We start from the raw sequence: 26,975 nt of genomic DNA, 5'->3' as shown, positions 1-26,975 counted from the left end.
TGATGTTAGTCACCCGGCGTTGCGCACCGCGCCGCACGGTGACCAACGCGACCCACTGCCCTGCCCCCGCGGCGAACTCGCATCTGGCAACCGACGTGATCCAGGTCATCACAACGAGTTTCATGTCTCCCGGTGGCGGGGATCGAAATTCGACGACGGCGCCTCCCCGACGTCGACGGCAAAGTCGGTGTCGGAGAACGTGTAGCGATACCACGGTTCGTCATCACAGCGGCCCAATTGCGGCCGCAGATTGCTGAACGCCCCGTAGACCACCCTGTAGGGCTGGCCGTTGTACTGCTGCAGGATCTCCTTCCAGGTCCGCGGCGCCGCGCGGATGAAGTCGCCCATGTCGGCGGTCAGGTCCTCCTCGGACATCACCACCACGTCCGGTGGCGGATCACCGAGTTCGAACACTGTGCTCCGGTCGAAATGCGAGCGCACGAATTTCGGACTGATCGGGATGGTGCAGTCCAGCCCGATCTTCGACGCGGTGCCGGGCGCCGCGTCCTCGGCGATCATCGGGTCGACCGTCATCGTGTTGCCGTTCGGGATGGTCACCGTGTCGAGGTGCGGCATGAACCGGAACGCCATCGCGAACTGCACGGCATTGTCGTCCCAGATGTCGACGTCCTCGTCGAACACCATCGCGATCTTCGGGAGCCCCTGCTTCGAGCACGTCAGCATCACCCCGAGCGCCTGCTTCGAGTCGCCGGCACCGCGCGGCCTGATCTTCGCGTACACGATGTTCGACAGCCCACCCAGTGGCGCGCGGACCTCCTTCACGTCGATTCCCGCCATTGCCAGGCCGCCGTACAGGTCGGACTCGATCATCGGCAGCTGCAACATGTTGTCGGTGTACCAGGGGTGTTTTCCGCCGATCGTGGCGTGCTGGAAGATGCCACCGCTGCGGAATGTCATCGCCTTGACCACTGCGCGGTAGTTCGCCTTGATCCCGCCGCCGTACATGCCGGTGAACTCGCCGTAGGGGCCCTCGTCGTGCGTCAGCCCCTCCGTTGCCATCAGCTCGCACTCGAGCACGATCTCCGCGTTGGCCGGCACCAGGAGGTCGATGGTCTCGCACTGCACCAGCTTCGCGGGATGACCGTAGAAGCTGCCGAGCACCTCGAAGTCGTCGGTACCCGGTGGCACGCCCGTCAGTGCGGCCACCTTGTCCACCAGCGGCCCGCCCAGGACGATCGCGAGTTCGAGGTTGTGCCCCTTGGCCTGTGCCGCTTGAGCATTCAGCCGGGCCCGGTGCGACGTGCACGTCATGTCGAACATCTTCTCGGTCCTGGTCCGGAACATGCTGCGGTAGATGCCCCAGTCGTAGACACCGGTGTCCGGGTGCTTGCTCACCACCAGGTTGTCGTTCGTGTAGGCGTGGCCGTCACGATCGTGGTGGAGGAACAGCGGAAGCCGGGTCAGGTCGACGTCGTCGCCGGTGAGGATGACCTCCTTGCACGGTGCGGTGTCGACGACCTCGGGCTTGATCCGGCCCTTGCCGAGCTCGACCATCCGCCGGCCGGTCTCACTCTTCTCGCAGCCCAGCGCCCACGCCGTCTGGTCCTGATTCGAGTACGCGTTGGCCAGGAACTGGAATTCGCAGTCCGTGACGTGCTCGACCAGCACCGCGGTCAGCGGGTTGGCCTCCATCACCGCGGGCAGCTCGTCCACCCGCTTCTCGTCGGTGATGCGGACCAGCATCCCCGCCTTCTCCATCTCGTCGACGAACTCGCTCAGGCTCTGCTGGGGCATGACGCGTTCCTTACTCGAATGCCGGTGCGGCGTCGCCGGTTTCGACATATTCCCGCAGGTGGTGCAGCAGCACGCCCCATGTCGTGTTGCACTTGCGGAAGTTGCCATGGGTACCGGGCCAGCCGGCGTGGACGTGCTCGACGAGCGTGCGGCCGTCATCGGTTCCGGTCAGCGTGAACGTGGCAGTGGTCCCCACCGAGTCGCCGGGACCGCGGGTACATCGCCACTCGACCAGGCGTGGCGAGTCGGAACGCACGATCTCCCAGCCGAATTCGGGATGATCCGCGAACCGGAACACCCATTCGCCACCCACCTCGCCGGTGCCCTCGGCCGCCGGGGTGTGCCACCCGGCCACACCGTCGCGGGTGGTCAACGCCTCGAACACGCGCTCGGGTGTCGCGCCGATCTTGATCTCGTGATGGATCTCGGGCATCGAGAGGCCTTTCGTCTCCGCGGGGTGATCAGGGCGCCAATTCCGGGAAGTCGTAATCGCGCCATCCCGGGACGTCGGCCACTTCTGTGAAGTGGCCGACGAATTCGGCGCCGTGCTCGGCGAGGGAGGGACCGCAGGCGTCGCCGGCGATCTTCACCACCGTGCCGTACGGGTAGGTCGCGTCGATACCGAGTGCGGATCCGGTGCGGCGATCGGGCTCCAGAGATTCGTCGAGCGTCGGATCAAGAGGCCCTCCGGGTAGCCCGTCGACGATGATCACGTCACGGGCCGGCTGGGAACGGAACGCGATGGCCCACTCGACCTCACCCGAATCCTGGACGTCGATGTCGGGGTCGACGACGATCACCGTCTTGGGCCGGACGTTGGAGCCCATTGCGGTGAGGATGGCGTTGCGCGCCTCACCGGTGAACCGCGGACGCATCGCCATCACCACCCGGAAGTTCACTCCTCCCGACGGCGGGATCGCCACCCGTTCGATCGTCGGGAACGTCGCCTGCATCGACTTGAGGAACGACGCCTCGAACGCCAATTGTTTGAGCACGTGGTTCTCGGTGGTCGGTTTGCCGGTGAGCAGCGCCTGGAAGTAGGGGTCGTTCCGGTGGGTCAGAGCCAGCGGCCGGGCGATCGGCTTCATCGAACCCGGCGTGTAGTACCCGGTGTACTCCCCCAGCGGACCCTCGAACACCGTCTCGGTGAAGTCCACCTCGAACTCGATGACGAACTCGGCGCGCGCGGGCACCTCCAGATCGATGGTGCGGCAGCGCACCAGTTCGACGGGCGCGCCGCGCAGTCCGCCCGCCACCTCGAAGTCATTCGTGTTCTCGGGCACCTGGATGGGGCCGGTGTAGGCGAGCATCGGATCGACGCCGATCACCAGCGCGGCGCGAAAGGTCTTGTCGCCACGGGCGAGCGCCTTGGCGAGATGCTTGCCGAAGCGGTGGTTGGGCATCGCCAGGAACGACAGCGTGCGGGAGTCGATGACCTCGAACCGGTAGTGCCCGATGTCCGGCACACCTGTTTCGGGGTCGCGGCTCACCACGATGCCCGGCGTGATGTAGGGCCCGCCGTCGTCGGGGCTGTAGCGGGGCACCGGCAACGTCGTCAGGTCGATGTCATCGCCCAGGATCACGTTCTCGTGCACGGGGGCGTCCTCGACGACCACCGGCGGGATCCGCCGGCCCAGTCCCGCGAGGATGTGCGCCATCACACCGTCCTCGTCGCAGCCGTACGCGATCAGCGCCTTGGCTCGCGAGTTGTACACCCCGCCGACCAACGGGAATCGGGTTCCGTTGTCCCGGAACACGACGGCCGGGCCGCTGACCGACGCGCTCTTGCGCATCGCCTTGGCCACCTCGAGTTCGAGCGCGACGGGCCGGGTGACGTCGATGAGCTCGCCTCGGGACCTCAGCGCATCGAGGAACTCCCGGAAATCCTGGAACGGCATCGCGCGGTGCCCCACTCCTGTCGCCCCGAATCCCCAGCAAAGACAAGCAGGACCTTACTGGGGCGTCGCGGCCGGTGGGCACTTTCGGCGGTGATCCCCAGCAGCCGCCGCTGCGGGCGACGCACCGGAAGAGGACGGACGGGCGAACGGGAACCCGCCGGGTTACGGTTTTGCCGGTCGTCGAGAGGGTAACGAGTCGAGCGCGTGGATCTGTCACTGAAACCGGAGCGTCGTGAGGACGCCCGTCGAGCACTGCGAGCCGGTCGGTTCGACCCCCTGGCGGTGGCGCTGTTCACCGGCGTGGTGAGCGCTGCCGGCGCCGCCCGGCCGTCGCTGTGGTTCGACGAGGCGGCGACGATTTCTGCCGCGACGCGGCCGGTGGCGGATCTGTGGCGGCTGCTGCACAACATCGACGCGGTGCACGGCCTCTACTACCTGCTCATGCACGGGTGGTTCGCCGTGTTCCCGGCGACCGAGTTCTGGATCCGGTTCTCGAGCTGCCTGGCCGCGGCGGGTGCGGCGGCGGGCGTGGTGGTGTTCGCCAGGCAGTTCTCCGGCCGGACGGCGGCGGTCTGCGCGGGGATCTGTTTCGCGATCCTGCCGCGCGTCACGTGGGCGGGGATCGAGGGCCGGTCCTACGCCCTTTCGGCGCTGGCCGCGGTGTGGGTGAGCGTGCTGCTCGTCGCCGCCGTCCGCCGAAGGCGCCGCTCGTGGTGGGCGGTCTACTCCTGCGCGCTGATCCTGTGCACGGTGTTGAACGTCTTCCTGGTGCTGCTCGCGCTGGTGCATGCGGTTCTGCTGGCCGTGCTCGCTCCCCGGCGCGCCGCGGTGCTCGGCTGGCTGGCGGCCACCGCTGCGGCGGTGCTGGCGGTGACACCGTTCCTCATCTACTGCCGCACGCAGATCATCCAGGTGCGGTGGATCGCTCCCCTGAGCACCGACACCGTGGTCGAGATCGCCGAGGAGCAGTACTTCGACCACAGCGTGCCGTTCGCGGTCCTCGCCGGCCTCACCCTCGCGGCTCCGGTGGTGCTGCGGCGGGTCCGGCTGATGACCGACGGCGACCGGCGGCTGGCCCTCCTGGCCGCCGCGTGGATCGCGCTCCCGACCGCGGTCTTGGTGGCCTATTCGGCGCTGGCCGGACCGATCTACTATCCGCGCTACCTGACCTTCACCGCACCGGCGATGGCGCTGCTCCTCGGCGTGTGTGTCACCACCGTCGGCCGCAGCCGCGAGCGGATCACCGCGTGGCTGGCGGTGTTCGCGGTGGCCGCCACACCGAACTACGTGTTCGTCCAGCGCGGGCCGTACGCCAAGGAGGGCATGGACTTCAGCCAGGTCGCCGACGTCGTCTCCGCCCATGCGCGGCCGGGCGACTGCCTGGTGCTGGACAACACCACCGACTGGCTGCCCGGCCCGATCCGGCCGCTGACCGCCGCACGTCCGGCGGCCTATGCACAGCTGGTCGATCCCGGGCGAGGCCGGCGCGCCGCAGAACGGGGCTGGTTGTGGGACACCCACCTCGGCATCCGGGGCGTCGCTGACCGCGTCCGCGAGTGCACCGTGCTGTGGACGGTCTCCGAGCGCGACGAGACGGTGCCCGACCGCGAGTCGGGGGCTGCGCTGGACCCCGGGCCGCGGCTGGGCGGGGCGCCGGCCTACCGGGTGCCCGAGCGGATGGGTTTCCACGTCGTCGAGCGCTGGCAGTTCAGCTTCGCCCAGGTGACCAAGTCGACCCGGTAGCCCGATAGAACTCCGTACAGGCGGGTAGTCCTGCCGACATGGCCGCTCGTCCACCCGGCGCTCAGGAATTCGTTCCCGCCACCGCCGATCTCGCGGTGCTCGCCGACGCGGCCCAGGGCTGCAAGGGCTGCGACCTGTACCTCGACGCCACCCGGACCGTCTTCGGGGCGGGCAGCACAGCGGCGACGATGATGCTGGTCGGCGAACAACCCGGCGACCAGGAGGACCGGGCGGGTGCGCCGTTCGTGGGTCCGGCAGGCAAGCTGCTCGACCGGGCGCTCGTCGCCGCCGGAATCGACCGCGACGCCGTCTATGTGACCAACGCCGTCAAGCACTTCAAGTTCACGCTGCCCGAGCGGGGCACGCGCCGGATCCACAAGACGCCGAGCCGCACCGAGGTGGTGGCCTGCCGCCCGTGGCTGATCACCGAACTGGACGCCGTCGAGCCCGACGTGGTGGTGCTGCTCGGCGCCACCGCCGCGAAAGCGTTGATGGGCAACGATTTCCGCGTCACGACCCATCGCGGCGAGGTGCTGCGCCTGCCGCCGTCGACCACCCACCTGGACGTCGACCCGCAGGTCGTCGCCACCGTGCACCCGTCATCGGTGCTGCGCGGCCCGCCCGAGGACCGCGAGAAGGCGTTCGAAGGCCTGACCGCCGACCTGCGGGTGGCCGCCGGCCTGCTGGCTCAGCCGCGACCGAAGTAGACCTCCTGGGTCACGGTGCACAGCAGTTCGCCGCCGCGGTTGAACATCGTGGCCGTGGCCAGCCCGCGGCCGTCCACACCGCTCGGCGAGACCTGGTCGGAGAGGATCCAGTCGGACAGCCGGGGCGGCCGGTGGAACCACATCGCGTGGTCGATCAGCGCGTTGAACACACTGGTCTGTGTGGTGCGCCGCATCGTCATCGTGGTCTCGAGCACGGTGGTGCCCGAGACGTAGACGAGCAGTGCGGTGTGGATCAGCGGGTCGGCCCCGGTCAGGATGTGCGCGTCGCCCGCCGGTCGCCACCACATCCGGATCCGCGGCGACGGCTCAGGGAGGTCGAGCGCGAGTCGCGGCGGCGGGTCGGCGTAGCGCAACTCGAACGGCTGCGGCCGCACCCAGTAGCCGTTCACCTCCTCGGCGTATGGCCGCAGCTGCTCCTGGATCGGCGTCAGATCCTCTGGCGCGGGCACCTCGGGCAGCGGCTGGTGATACTCCAGGCTGTCCACCGGCGTGGTGAAGGAGGCGAGTGCCTCGAGCAGCACCTTGCCGTCCTGGCGGCCCGTCAGCCGCCGCGTGGCCAGCGTGCCGCCGTCACGCAGCCGGCTCACCTCGAACTCCACCGGGTAACGGGCGTCGCCCGCACGCAGCAGGAAGACGTGGAAGCTGTGCGGCAACCGGCCGGTCGCCGTCCTTCCGGCGGCGACCAGCGCCTGACCGGCGATGTGGCCACCCACGATGTGGTGGTGGGCGTTGTCGAGCTGGGTGGCGAGGAACGCGTCCTCACCCACCTGCGCGACGTCCAGGGTGTCGACGATGTCGGCCAGTTGCGGGGACTGCACCGGGGCATCATGCCCGACGCCGCGCGGCGCGGCTCACCGCCGCCTCCCGGTCAGGCAAGATGACCACGTGGACGGACAGGGTCGCTGATGCGTGTCGATGACCGCATCTACCGGCTGCTGCGATCGCCGATGCCGGTGTTGTCCCTGCGCACGATCGTGATCGTCGCCGCGGTGTCGGTGGTCGCGCTGGTGATCACCCTGGGGGTTTGGGTGTGGGTCGGCGTCACCAACGACCAGTACAGCCAGCTCGACCGGCAGCTCGACTCCGTGAGCAGCCTGGGCGACATCAGCACGCTGCTCAACCCGCAGCCGCTGCCCACCGGGGGAACGATCCCGAACGGCACCCTGATCCGGACCGCCCGCATCAGCGGCGTCACGCTGTCGGTGCCCCGCGAGACCGTGCTGCCCCAGCTGCCGGACGGCTACGCCGACACCACGATCGACGGCGTCGAGTACCGGGTGCGCACCTTCACCGCGGGGCCGGCGTCGATCGCCCTCGGCGCGCCGCTGGCCGAGACGCAGAAGCGGATCGATCAGCTGCACCTTCGGGTGCTGCTCATCTGCGGCGGCGTCCTCACCGCGACGGTGGTCGTCGTCTGGGTGATGTGGCTGATCATGATCAACCCGTTCCGGCTGCTCGCCGAGCAGGCTCGGGCCATCAATGCGCAGTCGAATCCCGACGAGGTGCAGGTGCGCGGCGTGTGGGAGGCCGTCGAGATCGCCGAGGCGGTCGAGGGCATGCTGGCGCGCATCGGCGACGAGCAGGCGCGCACCAAGGCGGCGCTGGAGTCGGCGCGCGACTTCGCTGCGGTCGCCTCACACGAGCTGCGGACACCGCTGACCGCGATGCGCACCAACCTCGAGGTGCTCGCCACGCTGAACATGACCGACGATCAGCGGGCGGAGGTCATCGGCGACGTCATCCGGACCCAGAGCCGCATCGAGTCCACGCTGACCGCCCTGGAGCGGCTGGCACAGGGTCAGTTGATGACCGCAGCGGACCATGTGCCCGTCGACCTCACCGAACTCCTCGACCGGGCGGCCCACGACGCGGTGCGCAGCTACCCCGGCCTCGACGTGTCGCTGGTGCCGTCGGCGCCCGTGCACATCCTCGGGCTGCCCGCCGGGCTCCGCCTCGTGGTCGACAACGCCATCGCCAACGCTGTCAAGCACGGCAAGGCGACCGAGATCCGGTTGAGCGCAATACAGTCCGGCGGCAACGTGGAGATCGCCATCGACGACAACGGCGCGGGCGTGCCCGAGCAGGAACGCACGCTGGTGTTCGAACGGTTCTCCCGCGGGTCCACCGCCTCGCGGTCGGGGTCAGGGCTCGGCCTGGCGCTCGTCGCGCAGCAGGCCGAGTTACACGGCGGGACAGCGTCACTGGAGACCAGCCCGATGGGTGGTGCTCGGCTCTTGCTGAAGCTGCCCGCGGTGCGCTGAGCCGGATCTGCCGATATCGCCACGGCGGCTCGCGTCGGCGCTAACGTTCGAAATGGTGTGGCTTTTCCACGCCGGGGGGAGGTTCCGCATGCCCGAGGACGCCATCACCATCGGCGGTGTGGATTTCACCGATCCGGAGACCTATGCACGCGGCGCGCCATATGAGGCCTTCGCCGCGCTGCGCCGCCGCGCCCCGGTGGCCTGGCACCCGCACGGCGACAGCGGCTTCTGGGCGCTGACCGGGTACGACGAGGTGCGCGCGGTGTCGCGGGACAGTACGACGTGGTCGTCGCAGGCGACCGGAGTGTTCTTCGACGTGCCCCGTCCCGAGAACGCCTACCAGCTCGAACTGATCATGGTGAGCATGGACCCGCCGCGGCACACGGCGCTGCGCGCGCTGGTCAGCAAGGGATTCACGCCACGTCACGTCGCCCGGCTGAGCAGCCACCTCACCGACATGGCACGGAAGATCGTCGACGACGTGATCGAGCGTGGTGAATGCGACTTCGTCGAGGACGTCGCCGGGGCGCTGCCGTCGTACGTCATCGCCGAACTTCTCGGCATCCCGCTGCAGGACGGCCGCCGGCTGTATGCGCTCTCCGAACAGATGAACACCGGGGACATGAGCCCGGCCGTTGAGCGGGCTCAGATGCAGGTCTTCGAGTACGCCAACGACCTGGCGATCTGGAAGCGCGCCGAGCCTGCCGACGACATCGCCAGTGCGCTGCTGCATGCCGAGGTCGACGGCGAGCGCCTGACCGACTTCGAGTTCAACATGTTCTTCCTGCTACTGCTCAACGCGGGCGGCGACACCACCCGGAACCTGATCGCCGGAGGCACTGTCGCGCTGCTGGAGCACCCCGACCAGCGGGCCCGGCTGATGGACGACCCGTCGCTGCTGCCGTCGGCGATCGAGGAGATGCTGCGCTACACCAGTCCGGTCGCGGCATTCACCCGGACCGCGACCTGCGACACCGCGTTGGGCGGCATCCCGATCCGGGCGGGCGAACGGGTGGCGATGTTCTACCCGTCCGCCAACCGAGACGAGGCCCACTTCGACGATCCGGACCGCTTCGACGTCGGCCGGACACCGAACACGCACCTGGCCTTCGGTGGCGGCGGCACGCATTTCTGTCTGGGCGCCAACCTCGCGCGGGTGGAAGCCGCCGCGATCTTCCCCGAGGTGCTCACCCGGATGGCCGACCTGGAATTGGCCGGACCGGTCGAGCGGGTGCGTTCGGTGCTGATGAACGGGATCAAGTCGATGCCCGTCCGCTTCACCCCGGCCACGGTCGCGGTATGAAGAAGCTGCTCGAGATCTTCCTTCGCCACTTCGAGTTCATCTACGCGGATTCGCGGTACCGGTTGACCGACTCACGGACGCACGCGCCGAACGCATCGCTGACCGTTTCGGGGCCAGATCTCACCTGGTTGATCGTCCTCGACCGAGGGCAGCTCGAGCTGTCTGCGTCGCCGACCCGTCTTCCCGGCGATGGCTTCGGAATCTCGTTGATCAGGCAGTACGTGCTGGGCGACGACGACATCCGCTACCTGTCCGCCGCCGAGGAAGTCGACTGGGCGCGTGCGAACCTCGAACTGATCGAACGATTGTTCTCCGACATTTCGGACGTGGAGTCGGTCACGAGAACGCTCGCGGATCTTCGCCGGAGGAACGCGGAGAAATACTGGGGACCCGCAGCTTCGACGTAACGCCGCGTGCACTTATTCGGAGCGAGTGACGGGATTCGAACCCGTGTGAACGGCTTTGCAGGCCGGTGCCTAGCCACTCGGCCACACCCGCGATGTTCTCCACCATGTCAGCAGGTGAACGCCTCCGCCAGGGTTTCGATCACCGTGATCGGCGGTCGGCGCGGCACACCGGGCCCGGCCGCGGGTGCAGCTAACTTGATCGGCATGGAGGCGTGGCTGGCGGCCGGTGACCCGTTCTTCGGCGGTCCCGGGCAGGGGCCCCGGCAGATCGTCGAACTGTTCGTCGCATTCGCCCTGACCGCGCTCATCGGCATCGAACGCGAGATCCAGGGCAAGAGCGCGGGATTGCGCACCCAGACCATCGTCGGGACCGCCGCGGCGCTGATCCTGCTGGTGAGCAAGTACGGGTTCCTCGACGTCGTGGTGCCGGGCACCGTCGAGGTGGACCCGTCGCGGGTCGCAGCCCAGATCGTCTCGGGCATCGGATTTCTCGGCGCAGGCATCATCATCTTCCGTCGCGGCTCGGTGCACGGGCTGACCACCGCGGCCGCGGTGTGGGAGTCGGCCGCGATCGGCATGGCCGCAGGCGCCGGCCTGCTGCTCCTCGCCTGCACGGTGACGGCCATGCACTTCATGATCGTGCTCGGATTCATGCCGCTGACACGCCGCCTCGCCGCCCGGTTGAGCGGATCGATTCGCCTGCACCTGACGTATGCGGAGGGCCGCAGCGTGATGCGCGACGTGCTCGCTGCCTGCGACCGGCGGGGATGGCAGCTCTCCGAACTCGCCTCGGACACCGGCGGCGAGCCCCTCGGAGCGCCCGCCCACAGTGCCGGTGTGCTGTTGACGCTGTCCGGCAACGGAATTCTCAACGCGCCGACCGTGCTCGCCGCGATCGACGGCGTCACCTCGATCCGCCAACTCGAGGACGACCCCGACTAGGTGGTGCGACTCGCGCGGTAAGAGGCGAGCAGACCGATCGCCGCCAAGGCCGCGAACACGGCGAACAGCCATCGGGCTGCGCCCACATCGCCGCCGTCGGCCATGTTCACCACCACGCCGGCCAGCCCTGCGCCGATGGCGCCCGACACCAGTTGCACGGTGTTGATGGCCGCTGCGGCGGCACCGCTCTCGACCGGGTCGTCGTCGACCCCCATGATCCAGGCGGAGAGATGCGGCCACGCCACTCCGACACCCACACCGGCGACGAACAGACCGACCGCCCATACCGCGATCACCGGCCACCGTGGGCCGTCGTCGATCGTGAGTGCCGTCACCGCCAGCCCGACGGTCATCAGCAACGGCGCGACGGCGACCAGCCGGGCGGCGCGCCGTCCGTGCGCCGATGCACTCATGATCTCCGAGGTGGTCCAGCCGATCGCCAGCACCGCGCCCAGGAATCCCGCCATCACCGGCGCCATGCCGGCCAGCCGCTGGCCGAACAGCGGCACGTACATGTCGGCCATCGTCGCGGCCATCAGGATGCCGATCGTCAGGTACATCCACTTGAGCGGTCCGGGTCTGAACGCCGCGCGGGGCAGCACCCAGGCCTTCGCGCGGCGGTCGACGAACAGGAACGCGGCGATCAGCAGAGCGCCTGCGGCGAGCATGCCGGCCGTGGCCGCAGGGTGGTGCTGCACGCCGGCGACGCTGATGGCCAGCGCCGACGCGCCGAGCAGCAGCAGCGACCACAGCGGGATCCCGGTGCGCGCCGACGGCGCCGCGCCACCGGTGTCGGGCAGCGCGATCGGTACCAGGGCCATCATCGCCACGGCCAGGATCGCCAGTGAGCCGAATGCCCATCGCCAGAGCCCGAATTGGGCGAACAGGCCACCCATCGACGGGCCGATGATCACGCTGACACCCCACATGGCCGACACCAGCGCCGACGCCCTGGTCCACAGCCAACTCGGCAGCGCGGCGTTGATCACCGCGTAGCCGAGTCCGGCCAGCACGCCTCCCGCGGCACCCTGCAGCGTGCGGGCGAGGAGCAGCAGTTCCATCGAGGGGGCCAACGCGCAGCCGACGGTGCCCACCGCGAACGAGGTCAGCGTGACCAGGTATGACGCCCGCGCGCCGAATCGCAACAGCAACGGGTTGACCGCGGTGGCCGCGACCACCGAGCCCACCAGGTACACCGCGACGACCCAGGCGTAGAACCGTTGGCCGCCGATGTCGGCGACGGTGCTGGGCAAGAGGCTGATGGTGAGGAACTCGTTCGTCGCGTACAGCCCGACGCCGCCCGCCAGAAGCGTTGCGGTTCCCAGTCGTTCGCGGCCGAGCAGCGAGCGCCAACTGCCGGCCGGGACGGTGCTCACGTCATTCACATCCGCCACGCTAGGAGCTCAACCGCTGTTCAGGTCAAGCCCCGCGGCCGGTCACTTCAGCCCCGCGGCGTCCATGCCGCGCAGTTCCTTCTTCAAATCGTGGATCTCGTCGCGGATCCGGGCGGCCAGCTCGAACTGCAGATCCCGTGCGGCGGTCATCATCTGCGCGGTCAGGTCCTTGATCAGGTCGGCCAATTCGGCCCGCGGCATGTTGGACGTGTCGCGGCCCTCGATGATCCCCGCGCTCACCGCCCGGCCTGGCTCGCCCTGCGCGCGCCTGCCCCGAGAGGCGTTGCGACCCGAACCGCCGACCTCGACGGTCGCGTCGGTGTCGTCGGCCTCGCGGTACACCTGGTCGAGGATGTCGGCGATCTTCTTACGCAGCGGCTTTGGATCGAGCCCGTGCTGCGCGTTGTACGCGACCTGCTTGGCCCGGCGGCGGTCGGTCTCGTCGATGGCCTCTCGCATCGAGTCGGTGATCTTGTCGGCGTACATGTGCACTTCACCTGACACGTTGCGCGCCGCGCGACCGATGGTCTGGATCAGGCTGCGCGCCGAGCGCAGGAACCCTTCCTTGTCGGCGTCGAGGATCGACACCAGCGAGACCTCAGGCAGGTCGAGACCTTCGCGCAGCAGGTTGATACCGACGAGCACGTCGTACTCCCCCAGCCGCAGCTGCCGCAGCAGTTCGACGCGGCGCAACGTGTCGACCTCGGAGTGCAGGTAACGCACCCGGATGCCCGTCTCCAGCAGGTAATCGGTGAGGTCCTCGGCCATCTTCTTGGTCAACGTCGTGACCAGCACACGCTCGTCGGCCGCCGTGCGCTTGCGGATCTCGCCGATCAGGTCGTCGATCTGGCCCTTGGTCGGCTTGACGACGATCTGCGGATCGACCAGCCCCGTGGGACGAATGACCTGCTCGACGAACTCGCCGCCCGTCTGACTCATCTCGTAGGGCCCGGGGGTCGCCGACAGGTACACCGTCTGGCCGATGCGGTCGGCGAATTCCTCCCACGTCAGGGGGCGGTTGTCGACGGCGGAGGGTAACCGGAAGCCGAAGTCGACGAGATTGCGCTTGCGGGACATGTCACCCTCGTACATGCCGCCGATCTGCGGGACGGTGACATGCGACTCGTCGATGACGAGCAGGAAGTCCTCGGGGAAGTAGTCGATCAGCGTGGCGGGTGCGGTGCCCGGTCCGCGACCGTCGATGTGCCGCGAATAGTTCTCGATGCCCGAGCAGAACCCGACCTGCTTCATCATCTCGAGGTCGTAGTTCGTCCGCATCCGCAGCCGCTGCGCCTCGAGCAGCTTGCCCTGGCCTTCCAGTTCGGCCAGCCGTTCCTCGAGTTCCTTCTCGATGCTGGAGATGGCCTGGGCCATCCGCTCGGGCCCCGCGACGTAGTGGGTGGCCGGGAAGATGCGCAGCGAGTCGACCTTGCGGACCACGTCACCGGTCAGCGGATGCAGGTAGTAGAGCGCCTCGATCTCGTCGCCGAAGAACTCGATGCGCACCGCCAGCTCCTCGTAGGAGGGGATGATCTCGACGGTGTCGCCGCGGACCCGGAACGAGCCGCGGGTGAAGGACATGTCGTTGCGGGTGTACTGCACGTCGACGAGCAGGCGCAGCAGTGCGTCGCGCTGCACCTCGTGCCCGACCTGCAGTTCCACCGACCGGTCCATGTAGGACTGCGGCGTGCCCAGGCCGTAGATGCAGGACACCGAAGCCACCACGACGACGTCGCGCCGGGACAGCAGGCTCGACGTGGCCGAGTGCCGCAGCCGCTCGACGTCGTCATTGATCGAGCTGTCCTTCTCGATGTAGGTGTCGGTCTGCGCGATGTACGCCTCGGGCTGGTAGTAGTCGTAATACGACACGAAGTACTCGACCGAATTGTGCGGCAACATCTCCCGCAACTCGTTGGCCAGCTGAGCGGCCAGTGTCTTGTTCGGTGCCATCACCAGCGTGGGACGTTGCAGCCGCTCGATGAGCCAGGCGGTGGTGGCCGACTTGCCGGTGCCGGTGGCGCCGAGCAGGACGATGTCGCGTTCCCCCGCCCTGACCCGGCGCTCGAGTTCCTCGATGGCCGCCGGCTGGTCACCTGCGGGGTCGTAGGGGCTGACCACCTCGAACCGGTCACCGGTGCGCACCATCGCCTCGACAGGCCGGTACTCGGAGTGCGCGAGTACGGGATGTTCGGTAGCGAAAGCCATGTTCACCAGGGTAAGCGCGAGGTACGACAAGTTCATTCCCCGCGGCCCTCCGCACGCCTTATCCTGACGCCATCCACCCGCCGAAAACCGAGACATTCGACCTGCGCGCCCGCACGAACACCGACCCCAAGGGCATCGTGCGGGCCGTCGACGTCTACACGGTCACTCCGTGGGGGCTGTACCTCGCGCGCCCGACGCCCGGCCGCGAGCAGTTCCACTATCTCGAATCGTGGCTGCTCCCCGCGCTGAACCTGCGGGCCACCGTGTTCCACTTCAACCCGGGTCACGAACGCGACCAGGACCACTATCTCGACGTCGGCCACTTCACCGCCGGGCCCGACGTCTGGCGATCCGAGGACCACTACCTGGATTTGGCAGTACGCACGGGCCGCGGAGTCGACGTGCAGGACGTCGACGAGTTGCTGGCCGCGGTCCGTGACGGCCTGCTCGCTCCCGAGGTTGCTGAAAGGGCGGTGCGGACGGCGCTGGACACGGTCGAGGGACTGACCCGGCACGGCTATGACCTGCACAGCTGGCTGGCGGACAACGGCGTGGCCCTGACGTGGCGCGGGTAGTAAGGTCGGCTCATGAGTTTCGTGAAGCGCGGATGGGTGGTGGCCGCCGCGACGGCCACGCTGTTCGCGGGCGCGCAGCTGACCCCGGCTTTCGCGCCGGCCGATCCCGACGGCCAACCGCAGGTGGAGACCCCACCGGGTCCCGAGGTGCTGCACAACATCATCTACCGGGCCCGTGTCGACGGGGTGTCCCGCGGGGCGACGATCACCTACGCCGCCGAGGGCGACCAGACCCAGACCGCGAACCCGACGATGGTTCCCGGTCGGGTCGTCGACATCAACACCGTGCTGCCCGCTTCCGGCCTCGCCACGATGAAGGTCCAGGTCAAGTGGCCGTACTCGGCGAACCTGCACTGCGAGATCCTGGTCGACGACCAGGTGGTGGCCCAGGCGGACGACTTCGTCGCCCCGCGACTGATCCCCAACCGCGACGACCCGGACTTCGGCTCGCTGTCCTGCCAGGCTCCGGTGACCGCTGAGGCGCTGCCCGCACCGGCGGACCCGGCCGCCCCCGCGCCGCCCGCCGAACCGCCCGCCTGACCGATAGGACCGTCGCCCGGACGTCGCGCCCGGGGCGTGTCAGAGGGTCGTCGTACACTCGAACACATGTTCGAAAAGTTGGCGACGATTCCTCCCGGTGCCGGTGAGGCGCGGTTGCGGGCACGCCTCGAGGAGTTGGAGACGGCGAAATCCGCAGCCGCGGCCGGTCAGGCCCGGGTCACCGCCGAACTGGACCGGATGCGTCGCGCCGCCGAGGCCGCCGCCGGAATGCCCGCCGCCAAGCGGGGCCGCGGACTGGCCGCCGAGATCGCGCTGGCCCGCCGCGACTCCCCCAACCGCGGTGGCCGCCACCTCGGATTCGCCCGCGCCTTGGTCCACGAAATGCCGTACACCTTGGCAGCTTTGGAGTGCGGGGCGCTCTCGGAGTGGCGGGCCACCCTCATCGTGCGGGAATCGGCCTGCCTGAGCATCGCCGACCGCGGCACCCTCGACGCCGAACTGTGCGGGAACATGCGGCAGTTGCACGGGTGGGGCGACAAGCGGATTACCGCCGAGGCCAGAAGATCGCCTATCGCCTCGACCCTCAGGCCGTCGTGGACCGGGCCGCCAAAGCGGTCGGTGAGCGTACGGTGACCATCCGCCCCGCACCCGACACCATGACCTATGTGACCGCGCTGCTCCCCGTCGCCCAGGGAGTCGGCGTCTACGCCGCGTTGAAGAGGGCCGCCGACACCACCTTCGACGACCGCTCCCGCGGACAGGTGATGGCCGACACCCTCGTCGCTCGCATCACCGGCACCCCTGCCGACGTCGCGGCGCCGGTCGCGGTCAACCTGGTGATCTCCGATCAGACCCTGCTCGGCGGCGACGAGACACCGGCCCATCTGCAGGGCTACGGCCCCATCCCGGCCGCCGTGGGCCGGGGCCTGGTCAACGCCGCCGTGCGAGACAAACGGTCCAAGGCCACCCTGCGCCGACTCTACCGGCACCCGCGAAGTAATGCGTTGGTGGCGATGGAGTCCCGCTCCCGCTGCTTCCCCAAAGCACTCGCGACGTTCATCGACCTACGCGACCAGACCTGCCGCACCCCCTACTGCGACGCCCCGATCCGCCACCACGACCACGCCCACCCCCACCACAGCGGCGGACCCACCAGCGCACTCAACGGCCTCGGGGAATGCGCGGCCTGCAACTACACCAAAGAAGCCGACGGCTGGCAGGTCACCACCACCGAACGCGACCGCATCCACGGCGCCACCTTCAAAACCCCCACCGGCGGGACCTACCACTCCACCGCACCACCACCCCCGGGCACCATCGAGATCTACGACAGCCACGTCGAACTCCACATCGCCGTCGAGATCGCGAAAGCCGCCTGACGGAGCTACCTCACCGGGTGCTCGCGTTGCGGTAGCCGGCGACCATCGGCGCCGCGCACACCGCCGCCGTACCGACCGACCACACCAGCACGCTCAAAACAGGGGTAGCCACCGGGCCACCGAGGGCGAGGCCCTTCATCGCATCGATGGCGCAACTCATCGGCTGGTACTGAACCACCGGTTGCAACCACGCCGGGTACTGCGTGAGCGGGACGAACCCGGTCGAGAAGAACACCAGAAGTGCGATGCCGAGTCCGGTCGCCTCGGCGACCACGACATTGCTCAGCCGCACAGCCACGGTGACGACCAGCACCGAGAAGCCGAGTCCGAACAACACCGGTATGCACACGTACAGCGGCAGCACCCAAATACCTTGTGTGAAGCGGAAACCCAGCGCGACCCCGGCGACCAGCACCACCGCCACACTCAACAGGATGCGTGCGGCCTCGGCGGCGAAACGGGCCAACAGGCCCGAGGACCGGCTGATCGGCAACACCCACATCCGCGCGAGCAGACCCTCATCGCGTTCCCGCATCAGCGCGATGCCGGCAGCGGAGGATCCGAAGACCGCGCCGACGAGAGCCGTCATCGGCACGGTGCCGTAGAGCGCATCGTGGCCGGAGACCGCGGTCACCGGCCGCCCGAACACGAGGTCGACTGCCAGCAGGAACATCACCGGCAACAGCAGCGCCTCGATGACGGTGCGCGGGTCGTGTCGCCACGAGATCAGCAGCCGGTGCCACTGCACCCACGTCTCGACCGCGACCCGCCTCATCGTCGGTTCCTCGCCGTCAGCCTCCGGTGCCACACGACGGCGGCCACCGAGAGGACGACCACCCAGCCGCATGCGGCGGCCACCGCCCGACCCGACCCACCCGCGTCCCCGGCCAGTGCCCGTAGCGCCTCGACGAACACCGAGACCGGCTGGTGGCGGACGACCGGCTGGATCCAGCCGGGGAACTGCTCGGCGGGCTGGATGCCCACCGACAGGTAACCGAGTATTAACTGCGGCACCAGGAGCAGGTGCGGTGTCGCCTCCGGCCTGCGGACGGCCACGCCGATCACGTCGCCGACCAGAGACACGCTCAGGCCGATCGCGATCACCAGCATGCAGAAGCCCGCAGTGCTGTAACCGTTGCCGTAGAAGCGGAATCCGATGGCGTAGCCACAGCCGATGGCGACGGCGAGGGCGACCGTGCACCGATACCCGTTTGCGGTCATGCGCGCCGCCAACGGGACGAACGGCGACACCGGCAGGGTGCGGAAGCGTCGCTCGACCCCCTGCACGGCATCGGTGGCCGAGCGGATGGCGGCCGACATCGCCGCGAAGAACACCGCCTGTACGGCGATGAGCGGCATCAGGTACTGCGCATACCCGCCACGTCCCGACACGAACGCACCCATCACCTCTCGCAAGGGCACGTAGAAGCTGACGGTGAACACCGCGGAGAGTGCGATCGCGATGGCCAGTTCGCCGTTGCGCAACGTGGGGGCGACGACGCGCACGGTGAGCACCCACCACTGCTGCAGACTCGACGGATCAGGCCGCGTGACAATCGATCTCACGACAGCGCGTCGACGGCGGGGGCCGCCCCGTTCCCTGTCAGCGAGAGGAAGACATCGTCGAGTGAGGGCCTGCGCAGGACGACGTCGGCGACGTCGACACCGGATGCCGCCAGCTCGGTGAGTACACGAAGCAATGTGGTCGCTCCGTCCGGCGCCGGCATGGTCACCCGGTCCCCCGCCACCGCGACCGCCACATCGCCGCGGTCTGGCGGCAGCAGCGGCCGCATCAACGCGGCGACCCTCGCCACGTCGGCCGGGTCTCGCGGCACGACCTCGCAGAAGCTAGCGCCCGTGCGCCCCTTGAGCGTCTGAGGCGTGCCTTCGGCGATCACCACCCCCTGGTCGATCAGGATGATGCGGTCACTCAGCGCGTCGGCCTCCTCCAGGTACTGGGTGGTCAGCAGCGTCGTGATTCCTTCGGACTTGAACCGCCGCACCATGTTCCAGACCCCCTGCCTGCTGCGCGGGTCCAGCCCCGTCGTCGGTTCGTCGAGGAACACCACATCGGGGCGGACCACCAGTCCGCATGCGATGTCGATGCGGCGCCGCATCCCACCGGAATAGGTCGACACCCTGCGGTCCGCCGCCCCCGTCAGCTCGAACTCGGCGAGCAGTTCGTCGGCGCGAATCCGTGCCGCGGCTTTGCGCAGTCCCTGCAGACGGGCGAACATCACCAGGTTCTGCCGACCGGTGAGCATGGTGTCCACCGCGACCTGCTGACCGGTCAGCATGATCTTCTTGCGCACCTCGGCAGCCCGGGTGGCGACATCGAACCCCGCGACAAGGGCGCGGCCGGTATCGGGTCCGGTGAGGGTGGACAGGATGTCCACCAGGGTGGATTTGCCGGCGCCGTTCGGCCCGAGCAGTCCCACCACCTCGCCGCGGTCGATGTGAAAGGTGATGTCCCGCACGGCCGTCACGTCACCGAACGACTTGCCCACTCCCTCGACCGCGACCGCTGGGTGGGCGGCCCCAGCGGGTTCCGTGGTCACAGACCGGCCGCGCGTTCGAGATCTTTCAGAGCCGTTTCGAAGAGGTCGAGGAAACGCGCGAGCCCGGGCACCGACGCGGTGTTGCCGACCGCGGAGAACGTGACGTTCTCGCCGTCGCTGATGAGGCCGAAGTTCAGCGCCTGCCCGCTCAGCGTCGGGGCGAGCGCGTACGTCACGAGGAGTCGCGCTCCCCCGCGGTACAGCGCTTCCCGCGGCGCAGGAACCTGGGAGATGGACACGTTGAACACCGGCGGGATGCGGCCACTTCCCACCGGGGCGCAGATCAGACCGGCCAGGTGGATCGCGACCTGCTGCGGCAGCGATCTGATGAACCGCTTGTTGTAGTCCATCGAGCGGTTGATGATCCGCAGTCGCTGCGCGGGATCCTCGAGGTGTGTGCCGAGATTGCACACCGCGCTGCCGAAGATGTTGCGTTCGTTGGCCTCCGTCCCGGTCCGCATGCTCACGGGCAGCATGCCGAGCATCGGAGTGTCCGGCAGCGCGTCGCAGTCGGTCAGGTAATCGCGGAGCGCGCCGGAGATCATCGCGACCGACACGTCGTTCGGGCTGACGCCCACCGCCTTCGCCACGTCGGTGATCCGGGCCATCGGCCACGATCGCACCGCCACGCTGCGCTCGCCGCCGGCGGGCGCGTTGAACATCGTGCGTGGCGCGCGGAACACCGGGAACAACTCGCGCTCCCGCAGTGCCGCCCGGATCGCCGACGCCGACCGGCGCGCCGCCCTGGCGGTGCCGGCCGCCCTGGTCGCCCTGCTGCGGGGCGCGGGCCGCACGGCCGGAGCCACCGGGCTCGCGGGCTGCCTGGTCCAGGACGCCCGCACTTCGCGCTCCTCGGGGTCCGTACTCAGCGACTGGTGCAGCATGCGCATTCCGGACACACCGTCGAGCAGGGCGTGGTGGGTCTTGGTGTACACGGCGAACCGTCCGCCCTCCAGACCGCCGATGACCGTCGCCCTCCACAGCGGCCGGGTGCGATCGAGCAGGCCACTGTGCAGCCCGGACAGCACCCGGAAGAATTCCGCTTCCCCGCCGGGAGCGGGCAGCCAGAGCATCTCGAGGTGGTCGTCGAGGTCGATCTCGGTGTCGTAGGACCACCGCACCGCAGAGGTGCCGCGGCGCGTCTGCCGCGGGTGACCGGTGAAGACCGTCGCCACATCGGTGCAGGCCCGCATCTTCGCGAAAATTTGCTCGACGAAGCCGGGTCCGGCGTCGGCCGGTGGCTCGAAGATCTGCAGGGAGGCGATGTGCATCGGATGCCGAGCAGTCTCCAACGTCAGCATGACTGCCGCTTCCGGCGTGGCGAACTGCAGCAAAATAGTTTCCCCTTCAAGCGAATTCGTGCGGAAACGCAGACGGGCGCCCGGAGTCGGAACCAAGGAACCCAGCTGCGGCGGCACGATGTGCCGGCATCCGGTACCACCTGGTGACTCAAGCGCCCACCGCGATGCTACGCAGGGAATTGCTTAGCCGCGCGATGAAGCGGCAAATGGTGCCCGACGCTAAGGCCGCCAACCCGTGTCGTCGGCCCAGGCGCAGGCGCGCCGGTAGGCGTCGACGAACCAGGGCTCCTTGGCGTCCGCGTACTCGGCGCTGCCGGCCGGCGCAGCGGCCACCACCCGGCGTTTGAGCGCGAGGTACTCCTCGCGCGCCGATTCGTCGGCCCGCAGCCAGTCCCGGAAGATCAGTGCGAACCGCTGATTGGGCCAGCCGTCGACCCGAAGGTGCACATTGGTCGGCCGGCCGGGATCCGCCGACGCGTGAACCCGCTTCTGCCACAACGCCGCATCCTCGGTATGCGGGGTGTCCGCGGAGATCGGCGCGATCCGCGGGTAACCCGCCGCCGACAGTGCGTCGCGCAACTCGTCGGCGACATCCAGCGACGCGACGGTCACCTGCACGTCGATGACGTCCTTGGCGTCCAGGCCGGGCACCGCCGTCGAGCCGATGTGGTCGACGCGCACGGCGCGATGCCCGCAGGCGGTGGCCAACCGGGCCCGGATGCGGCCCGCCTGGTCCGGCCAGGTCGGATCGGCCGGCACCAGCCGCGGCTGAGCCGTCGCGCAGCGTCCGGCGTCGACGTTGGCCGCGAACGGAACGATCCGGTTGTGCCACAGGTCCCGCGCACGCGCGACGAGGTCGTCGGCGGTGCCGGAGTTGTCCAGCCACACATCGGCAACGGCGCGGCGCTGCTCCTCGGTCGCCTGGGCGGCGATCCTGGCCCGTGCGTCGGCCTCGGTGAAGCCGCGGTGTTCGATCAGCCGGGCCACCCGCACGTCCTCGTCGGCGTGCACGATGATCACCAGCGGGAACATCGGCGCCATCTGCGACTCGACCAGCAGCGGGATGTCCTCGACGATCACCGCGTCGGCGGGGGCGGCCGCGATGAGTTCTTCGCGGCGTCGCCCCACCAGCGGGTGCACGATGCCGTTGAGGGTCCTGCGCTTCTCGTCGTCGCTGAAGGCGACCGCCGCCAGTGCTGGGCGGTCGAGCGCACCGTCGGGCCGCAGGATGCCGTCGCCGAACGCCTCGACCAGCGCGGCCAATCCCTCGGTTCCGGGCTCGACCACCTCCCGCGCGATCACGTCGCCGTCGACGACGATGCCGCCCAGTTCGTCGAACGTCGACGACACCGTCGACTTTCCCGCACCGATTCCGCCGGTCAGTCCGATTCGCAGCACGTTGACAGTCTGTCAGGACCCGGTGAAGAGGAGCGAAGCGACTCGAGCAATCAATGCCCCGGCGACGACCGACGCCCCGGCTCAATGAGCCGGGGCGTCAGCCGTTCTGACAGGTCTGTCAGGTCAGGCAGCTGGATCAGGCGTTGCCTGCGAGCTTCTCCCGAAGCGCTGCGAGCTGCGCGTCGCTGGCGAGCGATCCGCCGGCCGACTCGCCCTCGGAGCGCGACGAACCGTTGGCCGATGCGGGCCGTGCGGCCTCCTCGGCCTCCGCAGCGGCGAACTTCTCCATCTGCGCGGTGTGCATCTTGTGCCTGCGCTCCGCCTCGGCGTAGCGGGACTCCCACTCCTCACGCTGCTTCTCGAAACCCTCGAGCCATTCGTTGGTCTCGGAGTCGAAGCCCTCGGGGAAGATGTAGTTGCCCTGGTCGTCGTAGCTGTCGGCCATGCCGTACTTCGACGGGTCGAACTCGTCGGTGTAGTCCTCGTTGGCCTGCTTGAGGCTCAGCGAGATCCGGCGACGCTCGAGGTCGATGTCGATGACCTTGACCATCGCGTCGTCGCCGACCTGGACCACCTGGTCCGGGACCTCGACGTGCCGCTCGGACAGCTCGGAGATGTGCACCAGGCCCTCGATGCCCTCCTCGACGCGGACGAACGCACCGAACGGCACCAGCTTGGTGACCTTGCCCGGCACGATCTGACCGATCGCGTGGGTGCGGGCGAAGTGGCGCCACGGATCTTCCTGAGTGGCCTTGAGCGACAGCGAAACCCGCTCGCGGTCCATGTCGACGTCGAGCACCTCGACGGTGACCTCGTCGCCGACCTGGACGACCTCGGACGGGTGGTCGATGTGCTTCCAGGACAGCTCGGAGACGTGCACCAGGCCGTCGACGCCGCCGAGATCGACGAACGCGCCGAAGTTGACGATCGACGACACGACACCCTTGCGGATGGCGCCCTTCTGCAGCTGGTTGAGGAACTCGCTGCGGACCTCGGACTGCGTCTGCTCGAGCCACGCGCGGCGGGACAGCACCACGTTGTTGCGGTTCTTGTCGAGCTCGATGATCTTGGCCTCGATCTCCTTGCCGATGTACGGCTGCAGATCGCGGACACGACGCATCTCCACCAGCGACGCGGGCAGGAAGCCGCGCAGGCCGATGTCGAGGATCAGGCCGCCCTTGACGACCTCGATGACGGTGCCCTTGACGGCCTCGTCCTTCTCCTTGAGCTCCTCGATCGTGCCCCAGGCGCGCTCGTACTGAGCACGCTTCTTGGACAGGATCAGGCGGCCTTCTTTGTCCTCCTTGGTGAGGACCAGGGCCTCCACCTCATCGCCGACGGACACAACCTCATTGGGGTCGACGTCGTGCTTGATGGAGAGTTCGCGGGAAGGGATGACACCTTCGGTCTTGTACCCGATGTCGAGCAAGACTTCGTCGCGATCGACCTTGACGATCGTCCCTTCGACGATGTCGCCATCGTTGAAGTATTTGATGGTCTTGTCGATGGCGGCGAGAAAATCCTCGGCCGAGCCGATGTCGTTGACGGCTACTTGCGGCGAGGTGGCGACGGGACTTGGCATATTGTTGGGTTGCTCCGGACAGCTTTGGTAGTAGGGACCGTGAATGGGACTGTGCTGAACCCGCGATAGTGCACACAGGTACGCATCGAGGCTACTCGACTAGGCACACGCAGGACAAACTCGGGTCTGCCGAGCGGCCGTCCGCTCAGACCAGCCGACCGTCGTGATCCTTCCAGTATTTCTCCCGCAACTGGCGCTTGTAGAGCTTTCCGGTGGGCAGGCGGGGCAGCTGCGCCTCGAAGTCGACGGTGCGCGGGAGCTTCTGCCGCGCGAGGTGGTCCGCACAGAAGCGGATCAGCTCCTCGGCGAGCTGCGGGCTGGGGGTGACTCCGTCGATCGGCTGCACCACCGCTTTGACCTCTTCCCCCAGATCCTCGTTGGGCACCCCGAACACCGCCGCGTCCGCCACCTTCGGATGCGTGATCAGCAGGTTCTCGCACTCCTGCGGGTAGATGTTGACGCCGCCGGAGATGATCATGAAGGTGGCGCGGTCGGTGAGGTACAGAAAGCCGTCGTCGTCGACATAACCGATGTCGCCCACGGTGCGCAGCGATCCGTCGGCGGAACTGCCCTCCGCGGTCTTCACCGGATCGTTGAAGTAGGAGAACTCGGCGCCCGCCTCGAACCACAACGTGCCGGGTTCACGGGTGGGCGACGGCCGCATGGCCTCGTCGAGCACGTGGAGTTCGCCGAACACCACCTTCCCGACGGTGCCGGGATGACTCAGCCACTCGTCGGCGTCACACGCGGCGAAGCCGAGCGCTTCGGTGGCGCCGTAGTACTCCATGATGATCGGCCCCCACCAGTCGATCATCTGCTCTTTCACCTGAACAGGGCAGGGCGCAGCGGCGTGAATGGCCACCTCCAGGGACGAGACGTCGTAACGGGCGCGGACGTCCGCGGGCAGTTTGAGCATGCGCCAGAACATCGTCGGCACCAGTTGGGTGTGGGTGGGCCGGTAGTGCTCGACGAGCCGCAGGAAGAGTTCGGGGTCGAAGCGCTCCATGATGACGGCGGTGCCGCCCATCCGGAGAGTGAGGTTCACCCCGGTCCAGGGCGCGGAGTGATACAGCGGCGCGGGCGACAGATACGTCATCCCGTCGCGGAACCGCCACAGCCCGGCCATGAAGTCCATCACCGGCAACGACCGTGCGGGTTCCTGCTCGGGTAGCCGGCGCAGGATCCCCTTCGGCCGGCCGGTGGTGCCCGAGGAGTACAGCATCGCGGTGCCGAGCGATTCGTCGGCGATCGGGATGTCCGGACAACCCACGGTCGCCTCGTCGAGGTTCAGGATGCGGCTGCCCGTTCCCGGTCCGTCGACGACGAGCGCGACCGTGACGTCAGGACACTGCTTCAACGCCTCGACGGCGACGGCGCGCTTCTCCTCCGAGAAGATCAGCACCTTCGATTCGCTGTTGTTGACGATGTAGGCCACCTCGTCCGCCGTCAGGAACGAGTTGACGCACGTGTAGTAGAGGCCGGACCGTTCGCCTGCCGCACAGCACTCGATGTGCCGCGGATTGTTCTCGGTGAAGACGGCGTAGTGGTCGAGGCGCCGGAGTCCACGGTCACGCAGGAAGTGCGCGAGCCTGTTCGAGCGGGAGTCGAGTTCCGCGTAAGTGACCGACTCACCCGTGTCCGCCATGATGAACGCCGGTTGTTGCGGGCGGAGTTGCGCGTGCTGACCTACGTACATCTGTTCCCGAGCCGATCCGGACCGTCGACGACACGGCGCGTGTGCCGTTGACCTGGAAAGTAGACCTCCGCCGGCGCAAGCACCGAGGATTCGGCAAAGCCGTCGGTGGGGACGCAACCGGACGCACCCACCCTCGCGGGTCGCCACAGATACCCTGCTCTGGTGTCCCATCCTGCGACGACACCGTATTCACACCCGTATCTGCCCGGCTTCCCCAGGCGCGTGCGCAAAGTCGGTGCACCGGTCGGCGTGATCATCCTGCTCGGCACCGTGGTGGGGCTGCTGATCATCGGCATGACCGCGCTCAACCCGGTCGGCGCGGCGATCGGTTTCGTCATGTCGAGCGTCGCCATCGCGGTCGTGGTGCTGGCCTACCTGTGGCTCGACCGCTGGGAACCCGAGCCGCTGCGGCTGCTGATCTTCGCCTTCCTGTGGGGCGCCTCGGTCGCGGTGGTGGTGTCGGTGGTGCTGGGAGCGATCTTCGAGGCGGTGCTCGACCCCGGCGGGGACGGGAACAGCGCCGTGTCGACGTGGCTGGGCGCGCCGCTGGTCGAAGAGGCCGCCAAGGGCGCGTTCCTGCTGCTGATGATGACCGGCAGACGGCGCAACGAACTGAACTCGCTGACCGACTGCCTGGTGTACGCGGGCATCGTCGCGGCCGGCTTCACCTGGCTGGAGGACATCCTCTACATCTCCGCAGGCGAATCGCTCGGCGACTCCCTGGCCACGGCGGCGATGCGGCTGGTGATGGCGCCGTTCGCGCACTCGCTGTTCACCACCATGTTCGGGATCGGGGTCTACTACGCGCTGCACCGGCGCGGCGCCGGCGCCAAGTTCGGCTGCATCCTGCTCGGCTACGCCGCCGCGGTGTTCATGCACGCCCTGTGGAACGGCTCGTCATTGCTGAGCTGGCAGTTCTACTTCGCGGTCTACCTGCTCTGGATGGTGCCGATCTTCGCGCTGGCGATCGCCCTTGGGGTGACCAGCCGGCGCAGAGAGCAGCAGATCGTGGCCTCGAAGCTGCCCGGCATGCTCGCGGCCGGACTCGTGACACCGAACGAGGCGACCTGGCTCGGGTCGATCGGCACCCGCAAGTCCGCGGTCACCGAGGCCTCCCGGCTCGGTGGCCGGCCCGCGGGTAAGGCGGTCAAGGAGTTCGCCGCTCAGGTCGTCGAGCTGGCGTTCGTGCGCGACCGCATCGACCGGGGCTTCGGCGATCCGCGGGTGTTCGCGCTGCAGAACGAGGAGGCGTACTGGGTCGGCGCCGCGCGTGCGGGCGCACCGGTGCTGCACACGATGGCGGGCTACCGCGCGATGGGCGGCCGGCCCCGCCGCTGAGCAGCGACTGG

22 protein-coding genes, 1 tRNA gene and 1 pseudogene are annotated in these 26,975 nt (G+C 68.5%); 10 read left to right on the top strand and 14 right to left on the bottom strand.

Translation table 11 applies throughout. The features are described 5' to 3' along the window. Nucleotides 1–120: 120 nt before the first annotated feature. From AB0K11_RS19550 to AB0K11_RS19540, 3 genes are read right to left on the bottom strand one after another with little or no spacing between them, the layout of a single operon-like run. Nucleotides 121–1,755 carry a UbiD family decarboxylase gene (locus tag AB0K11_RS19550; protein ID WP_364980221.1) on the bottom strand — a complete coding sequence of 545 codons (1,635 nt, stop codon included), beginning with the start codon at nt 1,753–1,755 and terminating at the stop codon, nt 121–123. A gap of 10 nt (nt 1,756–1,765) precedes the next feature. Next, a complete protein-coding gene (locus AB0K11_RS19545; protein ID WP_364980218.1) occupies nt 1,766–2,188 on the bottom strand; it encodes an SRPBCC domain-containing protein in 423 nt (140 codons plus the stop codon). Between the two features lie 28 nt (nt 2,189–2,216). Further along, nucleotides 2,217–3,653, bottom strand: coding sequence for a UbiD family decarboxylase (locus AB0K11_RS19540; protein WP_364980216.1), 1,437 nt, complete (start codon nt 3,651–3,653; stop codon nt 2,217–2,219). Between the two features lie 204 nt (nt 3,654–3,857). On the opposite strand from AB0K11_RS19540, the gene AB0K11_RS19535 reads away from it, so the two are divergent. Both AB0K11_RS19535 and AB0K11_RS19530 read left to right on the top strand, forming a co-directional pair. Next, nucleotides 3,858–5,396 carry a hypothetical protein gene (locus AB0K11_RS19535; protein ID WP_364980213.1) on the top strand — a complete coding sequence of 513 codons (1,539 nt, stop codon included), beginning with the start codon at nt 3,858–3,860 and terminating at the stop codon, nt 5,394–5,396. 38 nt (nt 5,397–5,434) lie between these two features. Further along, nucleotides 5,435–6,103, top strand: a complete 669-nt coding sequence (locus AB0K11_RS19530) for a UdgX family uracil-DNA binding protein (RefSeq protein ID WP_364980210.1) — start codon at nt 5,435–5,437, stop codon at nt 6,101–6,103. Here the strand turns inward: AB0K11_RS19530 and AB0K11_RS19525 are convergent. Further along, nucleotides 6,085–6,942, bottom strand: a complete 858-nt coding sequence (locus AB0K11_RS19525) for an acyl-CoA thioesterase domain-containing protein (protein ID WP_364980207.1) — start codon at nt 6,940–6,942, stop codon at nt 6,085–6,087. The two genes, AB0K11_RS19530 and AB0K11_RS19525, sit on opposite strands and share 19 nt — an antisense overlap. 87 nt (nt 6,943–7,029) lie before the next feature. On the opposite strand from AB0K11_RS19525, the gene AB0K11_RS19520 reads away from it, so the two are divergent. The 3 genes from AB0K11_RS19520 to AB0K11_RS19510 all read left to right on the top strand — a co-directional run bounded on the left by AB0K11_RS19520 (nt 7,030) and on the right by AB0K11_RS19510 (nt 10,095). After that, complete coding sequence (locus tag AB0K11_RS19520) at nt 7,030–8,385, top strand: HAMP domain-containing sensor histidine kinase (RefSeq protein WP_364980204.1); 1,356 nt, start codon at nt 7,030–7,032, stop codon at nt 8,383–8,385. A gap of 118 nt (nt 8,386–8,503) precedes the next feature. Then, nucleotides 8,504–9,688, top strand: coding sequence for a cytochrome P450 (locus tag AB0K11_RS19515; protein WP_364980533.1), 1,185 nt, complete (start codon nt 8,504–8,506; stop codon nt 9,686–9,688). Then, nucleotides 9,685–10,095 carry a hypothetical protein gene (locus tag AB0K11_RS19510; RefSeq protein ID WP_364980201.1) on the top strand — a complete coding sequence of 137 codons (411 nt, stop codon included), beginning with the start codon at nt 9,685–9,687 and terminating at the stop codon, nt 10,093–10,095. Before AB0K11_RS19515 ends, AB0K11_RS19510 begins: the two co-directional genes overlap by 4 nt. Nucleotides 10,096–10,115: 20 nt before the next feature. Here the strand turns inward: AB0K11_RS19510 and AB0K11_RS19505 are convergent. After that, nucleotides 10,116–10,186, bottom strand: a tRNA-Cys gene (locus tag AB0K11_RS19505). Nucleotides 10,187–10,299: 113 nt separating this feature from the next. Here AB0K11_RS19505 and AB0K11_RS19500 point away from each other — a divergent pair. Beyond that, complete coding sequence (locus AB0K11_RS19500; protein WP_364980198.1) at nt 10,300–11,037, top strand: MgtC/SapB family protein; 738 nt, start codon at nt 10,300–10,302, stop codon at nt 11,035–11,037. Here AB0K11_RS19500 and AB0K11_RS19495 read toward each other — a convergent pair. Beyond that, complete coding sequence (locus AB0K11_RS19495) at nt 11,034–12,422, bottom strand: MFS transporter (RefSeq protein WP_364980195.1); 1,389 nt, start codon at nt 12,420–12,422, stop codon at nt 11,034–11,036. The genes AB0K11_RS19500 and AB0K11_RS19495 overlap by 4 nt on opposite strands. Nucleotides 12,423–12,473: 51 nt before the next feature. Continuing rightward, nucleotides 12,474–14,636 (bottom strand): excinuclease ABC subunit UvrB, encoded by a 2,163-nt coding sequence (uvrB, locus tag AB0K11_RS19490; protein WP_364980192.1) that lies wholly within the window; start codon nt 14,634–14,636, stop codon nt 12,474–12,476. 71 nt (nt 14,637–14,707) lie between these two features. Here uvrB and AB0K11_RS19485 point away from each other — a divergent pair, with 71 nt between their 5' ends. From AB0K11_RS19485 to AB0K11_RS19475, 3 genes and pseudogenes are all read left to right on the top strand, one after another. Continuing rightward, entirely contained in the window at nt 14,708–15,211 is a 504-nt protein-coding gene (locus AB0K11_RS19485) for a DUF402 domain-containing protein (RefSeq protein ID WP_364980530.1), read from the top strand. Nucleotides 15,212–15,223: 12 nt separating this feature from the next. Next, nucleotides 15,224–15,751 carry a hypothetical protein gene (locus AB0K11_RS19480; RefSeq protein ID WP_364980189.1) on the top strand — a complete coding sequence of 176 codons (528 nt, stop codon included), beginning with the start codon at nt 15,224–15,226 and terminating at the stop codon, nt 15,749–15,751. Between the two features lie 66 nt (nt 15,752–15,817). Beyond that, a pseudogene (locus tag AB0K11_RS19475) lies at nt 15,818–17,091 on the top strand (DUF222 domain-containing protein). Between the two features lie 10 nt (nt 17,092–17,101). Here AB0K11_RS19475 and AB0K11_RS19470 read toward each other — a convergent pair. The 7 genes from AB0K11_RS19470 to AB0K11_RS19440 form a co-directional block, all read right to left on the bottom strand. Then, the gene (locus tag AB0K11_RS19470; RefSeq protein ID WP_364980187.1) at nt 17,102–17,866 is read right to left on the bottom strand and encodes an ABC transporter permease; all 765 of its coding nucleotides are present in this window, start codon (nt 17,864–17,866) and stop codon (nt 17,102–17,104) included. After that, a complete protein-coding gene (locus AB0K11_RS19465) occupies nt 17,863–18,657 on the bottom strand; it encodes an ABC transporter permease (RefSeq protein WP_364980185.1) in 795 nt (264 codons plus the stop codon). The genes AB0K11_RS19470 and AB0K11_RS19465 overlap by 4 nt, the downstream gene beginning before the upstream one ends. Continuing rightward, a complete protein-coding gene (locus AB0K11_RS19460) occupies nt 18,654–19,649 on the bottom strand; it encodes an ATP-binding cassette domain-containing protein (protein WP_364980183.1) in 996 nt (331 codons plus the stop codon). Before AB0K11_RS19460 ends, AB0K11_RS19465 begins: the two co-directional genes overlap by 4 nt. Further along, nucleotides 19,646–20,950, bottom strand: a complete 1,305-nt coding sequence (locus AB0K11_RS19455) for a wax ester/triacylglycerol synthase family O-acyltransferase (protein WP_364980180.1) — start codon at nt 20,948–20,950, stop codon at nt 19,646–19,648. The genes AB0K11_RS19460 and AB0K11_RS19455 overlap by 4 nt, the downstream gene beginning before the upstream one ends. Before the next feature lie 219 nt (nt 20,951–21,169). Next, complete coding sequence (gene coaE / locus AB0K11_RS19450) at nt 21,170–22,348, bottom strand: dephospho-CoA kinase (protein WP_364980177.1); 1,179 nt, start codon at nt 22,346–22,348, stop codon at nt 21,170–21,172. 136 nt (nt 22,349–22,484) lie between these two features. Beyond that, complete coding sequence (gene rpsA / locus AB0K11_RS19445; protein WP_364980174.1) at nt 22,485–23,930, bottom strand: 30S ribosomal protein S1; 1,446 nt, start codon at nt 23,928–23,930, stop codon at nt 22,485–22,487. A 145-nt stretch (nt 23,931–24,075) separates the two neighbouring features. Further along, the gene (locus AB0K11_RS19440; RefSeq protein ID WP_364980171.1) at nt 24,076–25,626 is read right to left on the bottom strand and encodes an AMP-binding protein; all 1,551 of its coding nucleotides are present in this window, start codon (nt 25,624–25,626) and stop codon (nt 24,076–24,078) included. A gap of 159 nt (nt 25,627–25,785) precedes the next feature. Between AB0K11_RS19440 and AB0K11_RS19435 the strand changes: the two genes are divergently transcribed. Further along, the gene (locus tag AB0K11_RS19435) at nt 25,786–26,964 is read left to right on the top strand and encodes a PrsW family intramembrane metalloprotease (protein WP_364980527.1); all 1,179 of its coding nucleotides are present in this window, start codon (nt 25,786–25,788) and stop codon (nt 26,962–26,964) included. Nucleotides 26,965–26,975 lie beyond the last annotated feature (11 nt).

Source organism: Mycobacterium sp. NPDC050551 (assembly GCF_040674075.1).
Lineage (GTDB): Bacteria > Actinomycetota > Actinomycetes > Mycobacteriales > Mycobacteriaceae > Mycobacterium.
The sequence above is the reverse complement of the archived record's forward strand: the minus strand, read 5'-3'. Positions and strand labels throughout refer to the sequence as shown.

Bases quoted from the DNA above. Each gene is read 5' to 3' on its own strand.
- AB0K11_RS19550 (WP_364980221.1), bottom strand. From the start codon at position 1,755: ATGCCCCAGCAGAGCCTGAGCGAGTTCGTCGACGAGATGGAGAAGGCG.
- AB0K11_RS19520 (WP_364980204.1), top strand. From the start codon at position 7,030: ATGCGTGTCGATGACCGCATCTACCGGCTGCTGCGATCGCCGATGCCG.
- AB0K11_RS19500 (WP_364980198.1), top strand. From the start codon at position 10,300: ATGGAGGCGTGGCTGGCGGCCGGTGACCCGTTCTTCGGCGGTCCCGGG.
- AB0K11_RS19540 (WP_364980216.1), bottom strand. From the start codon at position 3,653: ATGCCGTTCCAGGATTTCCGGGAGTTCCTCGATGCGCTGAGGTCCCGA.
- AB0K11_RS19510 (WP_364980201.1), top strand. From the start codon at position 9,685: ATGAAGAAGCTGCTCGAGATCTTCCTTCGCCACTTCGAGTTCATCTAC.
- AB0K11_RS19530 (WP_364980210.1), top strand. From the start codon at position 5,435: ATGGCCGCTCGTCCACCCGGCGCTCAGGAATTCGTTCCCGCCACCGCC.
- AB0K11_RS19440 (WP_364980171.1), bottom strand. From the start codon at position 25,626: ATGTACGTAGGTCAGCACGCGCAACTCCGCCCGCAACAACCGGCGTTC.
- AB0K11_RS19480 (WP_364980189.1), top strand. From the start codon at position 15,224: ATGAGTTTCGTGAAGCGCGGATGGGTGGTGGCCGCCGCGACGGCCACG.
- rpsA (WP_364980174.1), bottom strand. From the start codon at position 23,930: ATGCCAAGTCCCGTCGCCACCTCGCCGCAAGTAGCCGTCAACGACATC.
- AB0K11_RS19470 (WP_364980187.1), bottom strand. From the start codon at position 17,866: ATGAGGCGGGTCGCGGTCGAGACGTGGGTGCAGTGGCACCGGCTGCTG.
- AB0K11_RS19455 (WP_364980180.1), bottom strand. From the start codon at position 20,950: ATGCTGACGTTGGAGACTGCTCGGCATCCGATGCACATCGCCTCCCTG.
- uvrB (WP_364980192.1), bottom strand. From the start codon at position 14,636: ATGGCTTTCGCTACCGAACATCCCGTACTCGCGCACTCCGAGTACCGG.
- AB0K11_RS19545 (WP_364980218.1), bottom strand. From the start codon at position 2,188: ATGCCCGAGATCCATCACGAGATCAAGATCGGCGCGACACCCGAGCGC.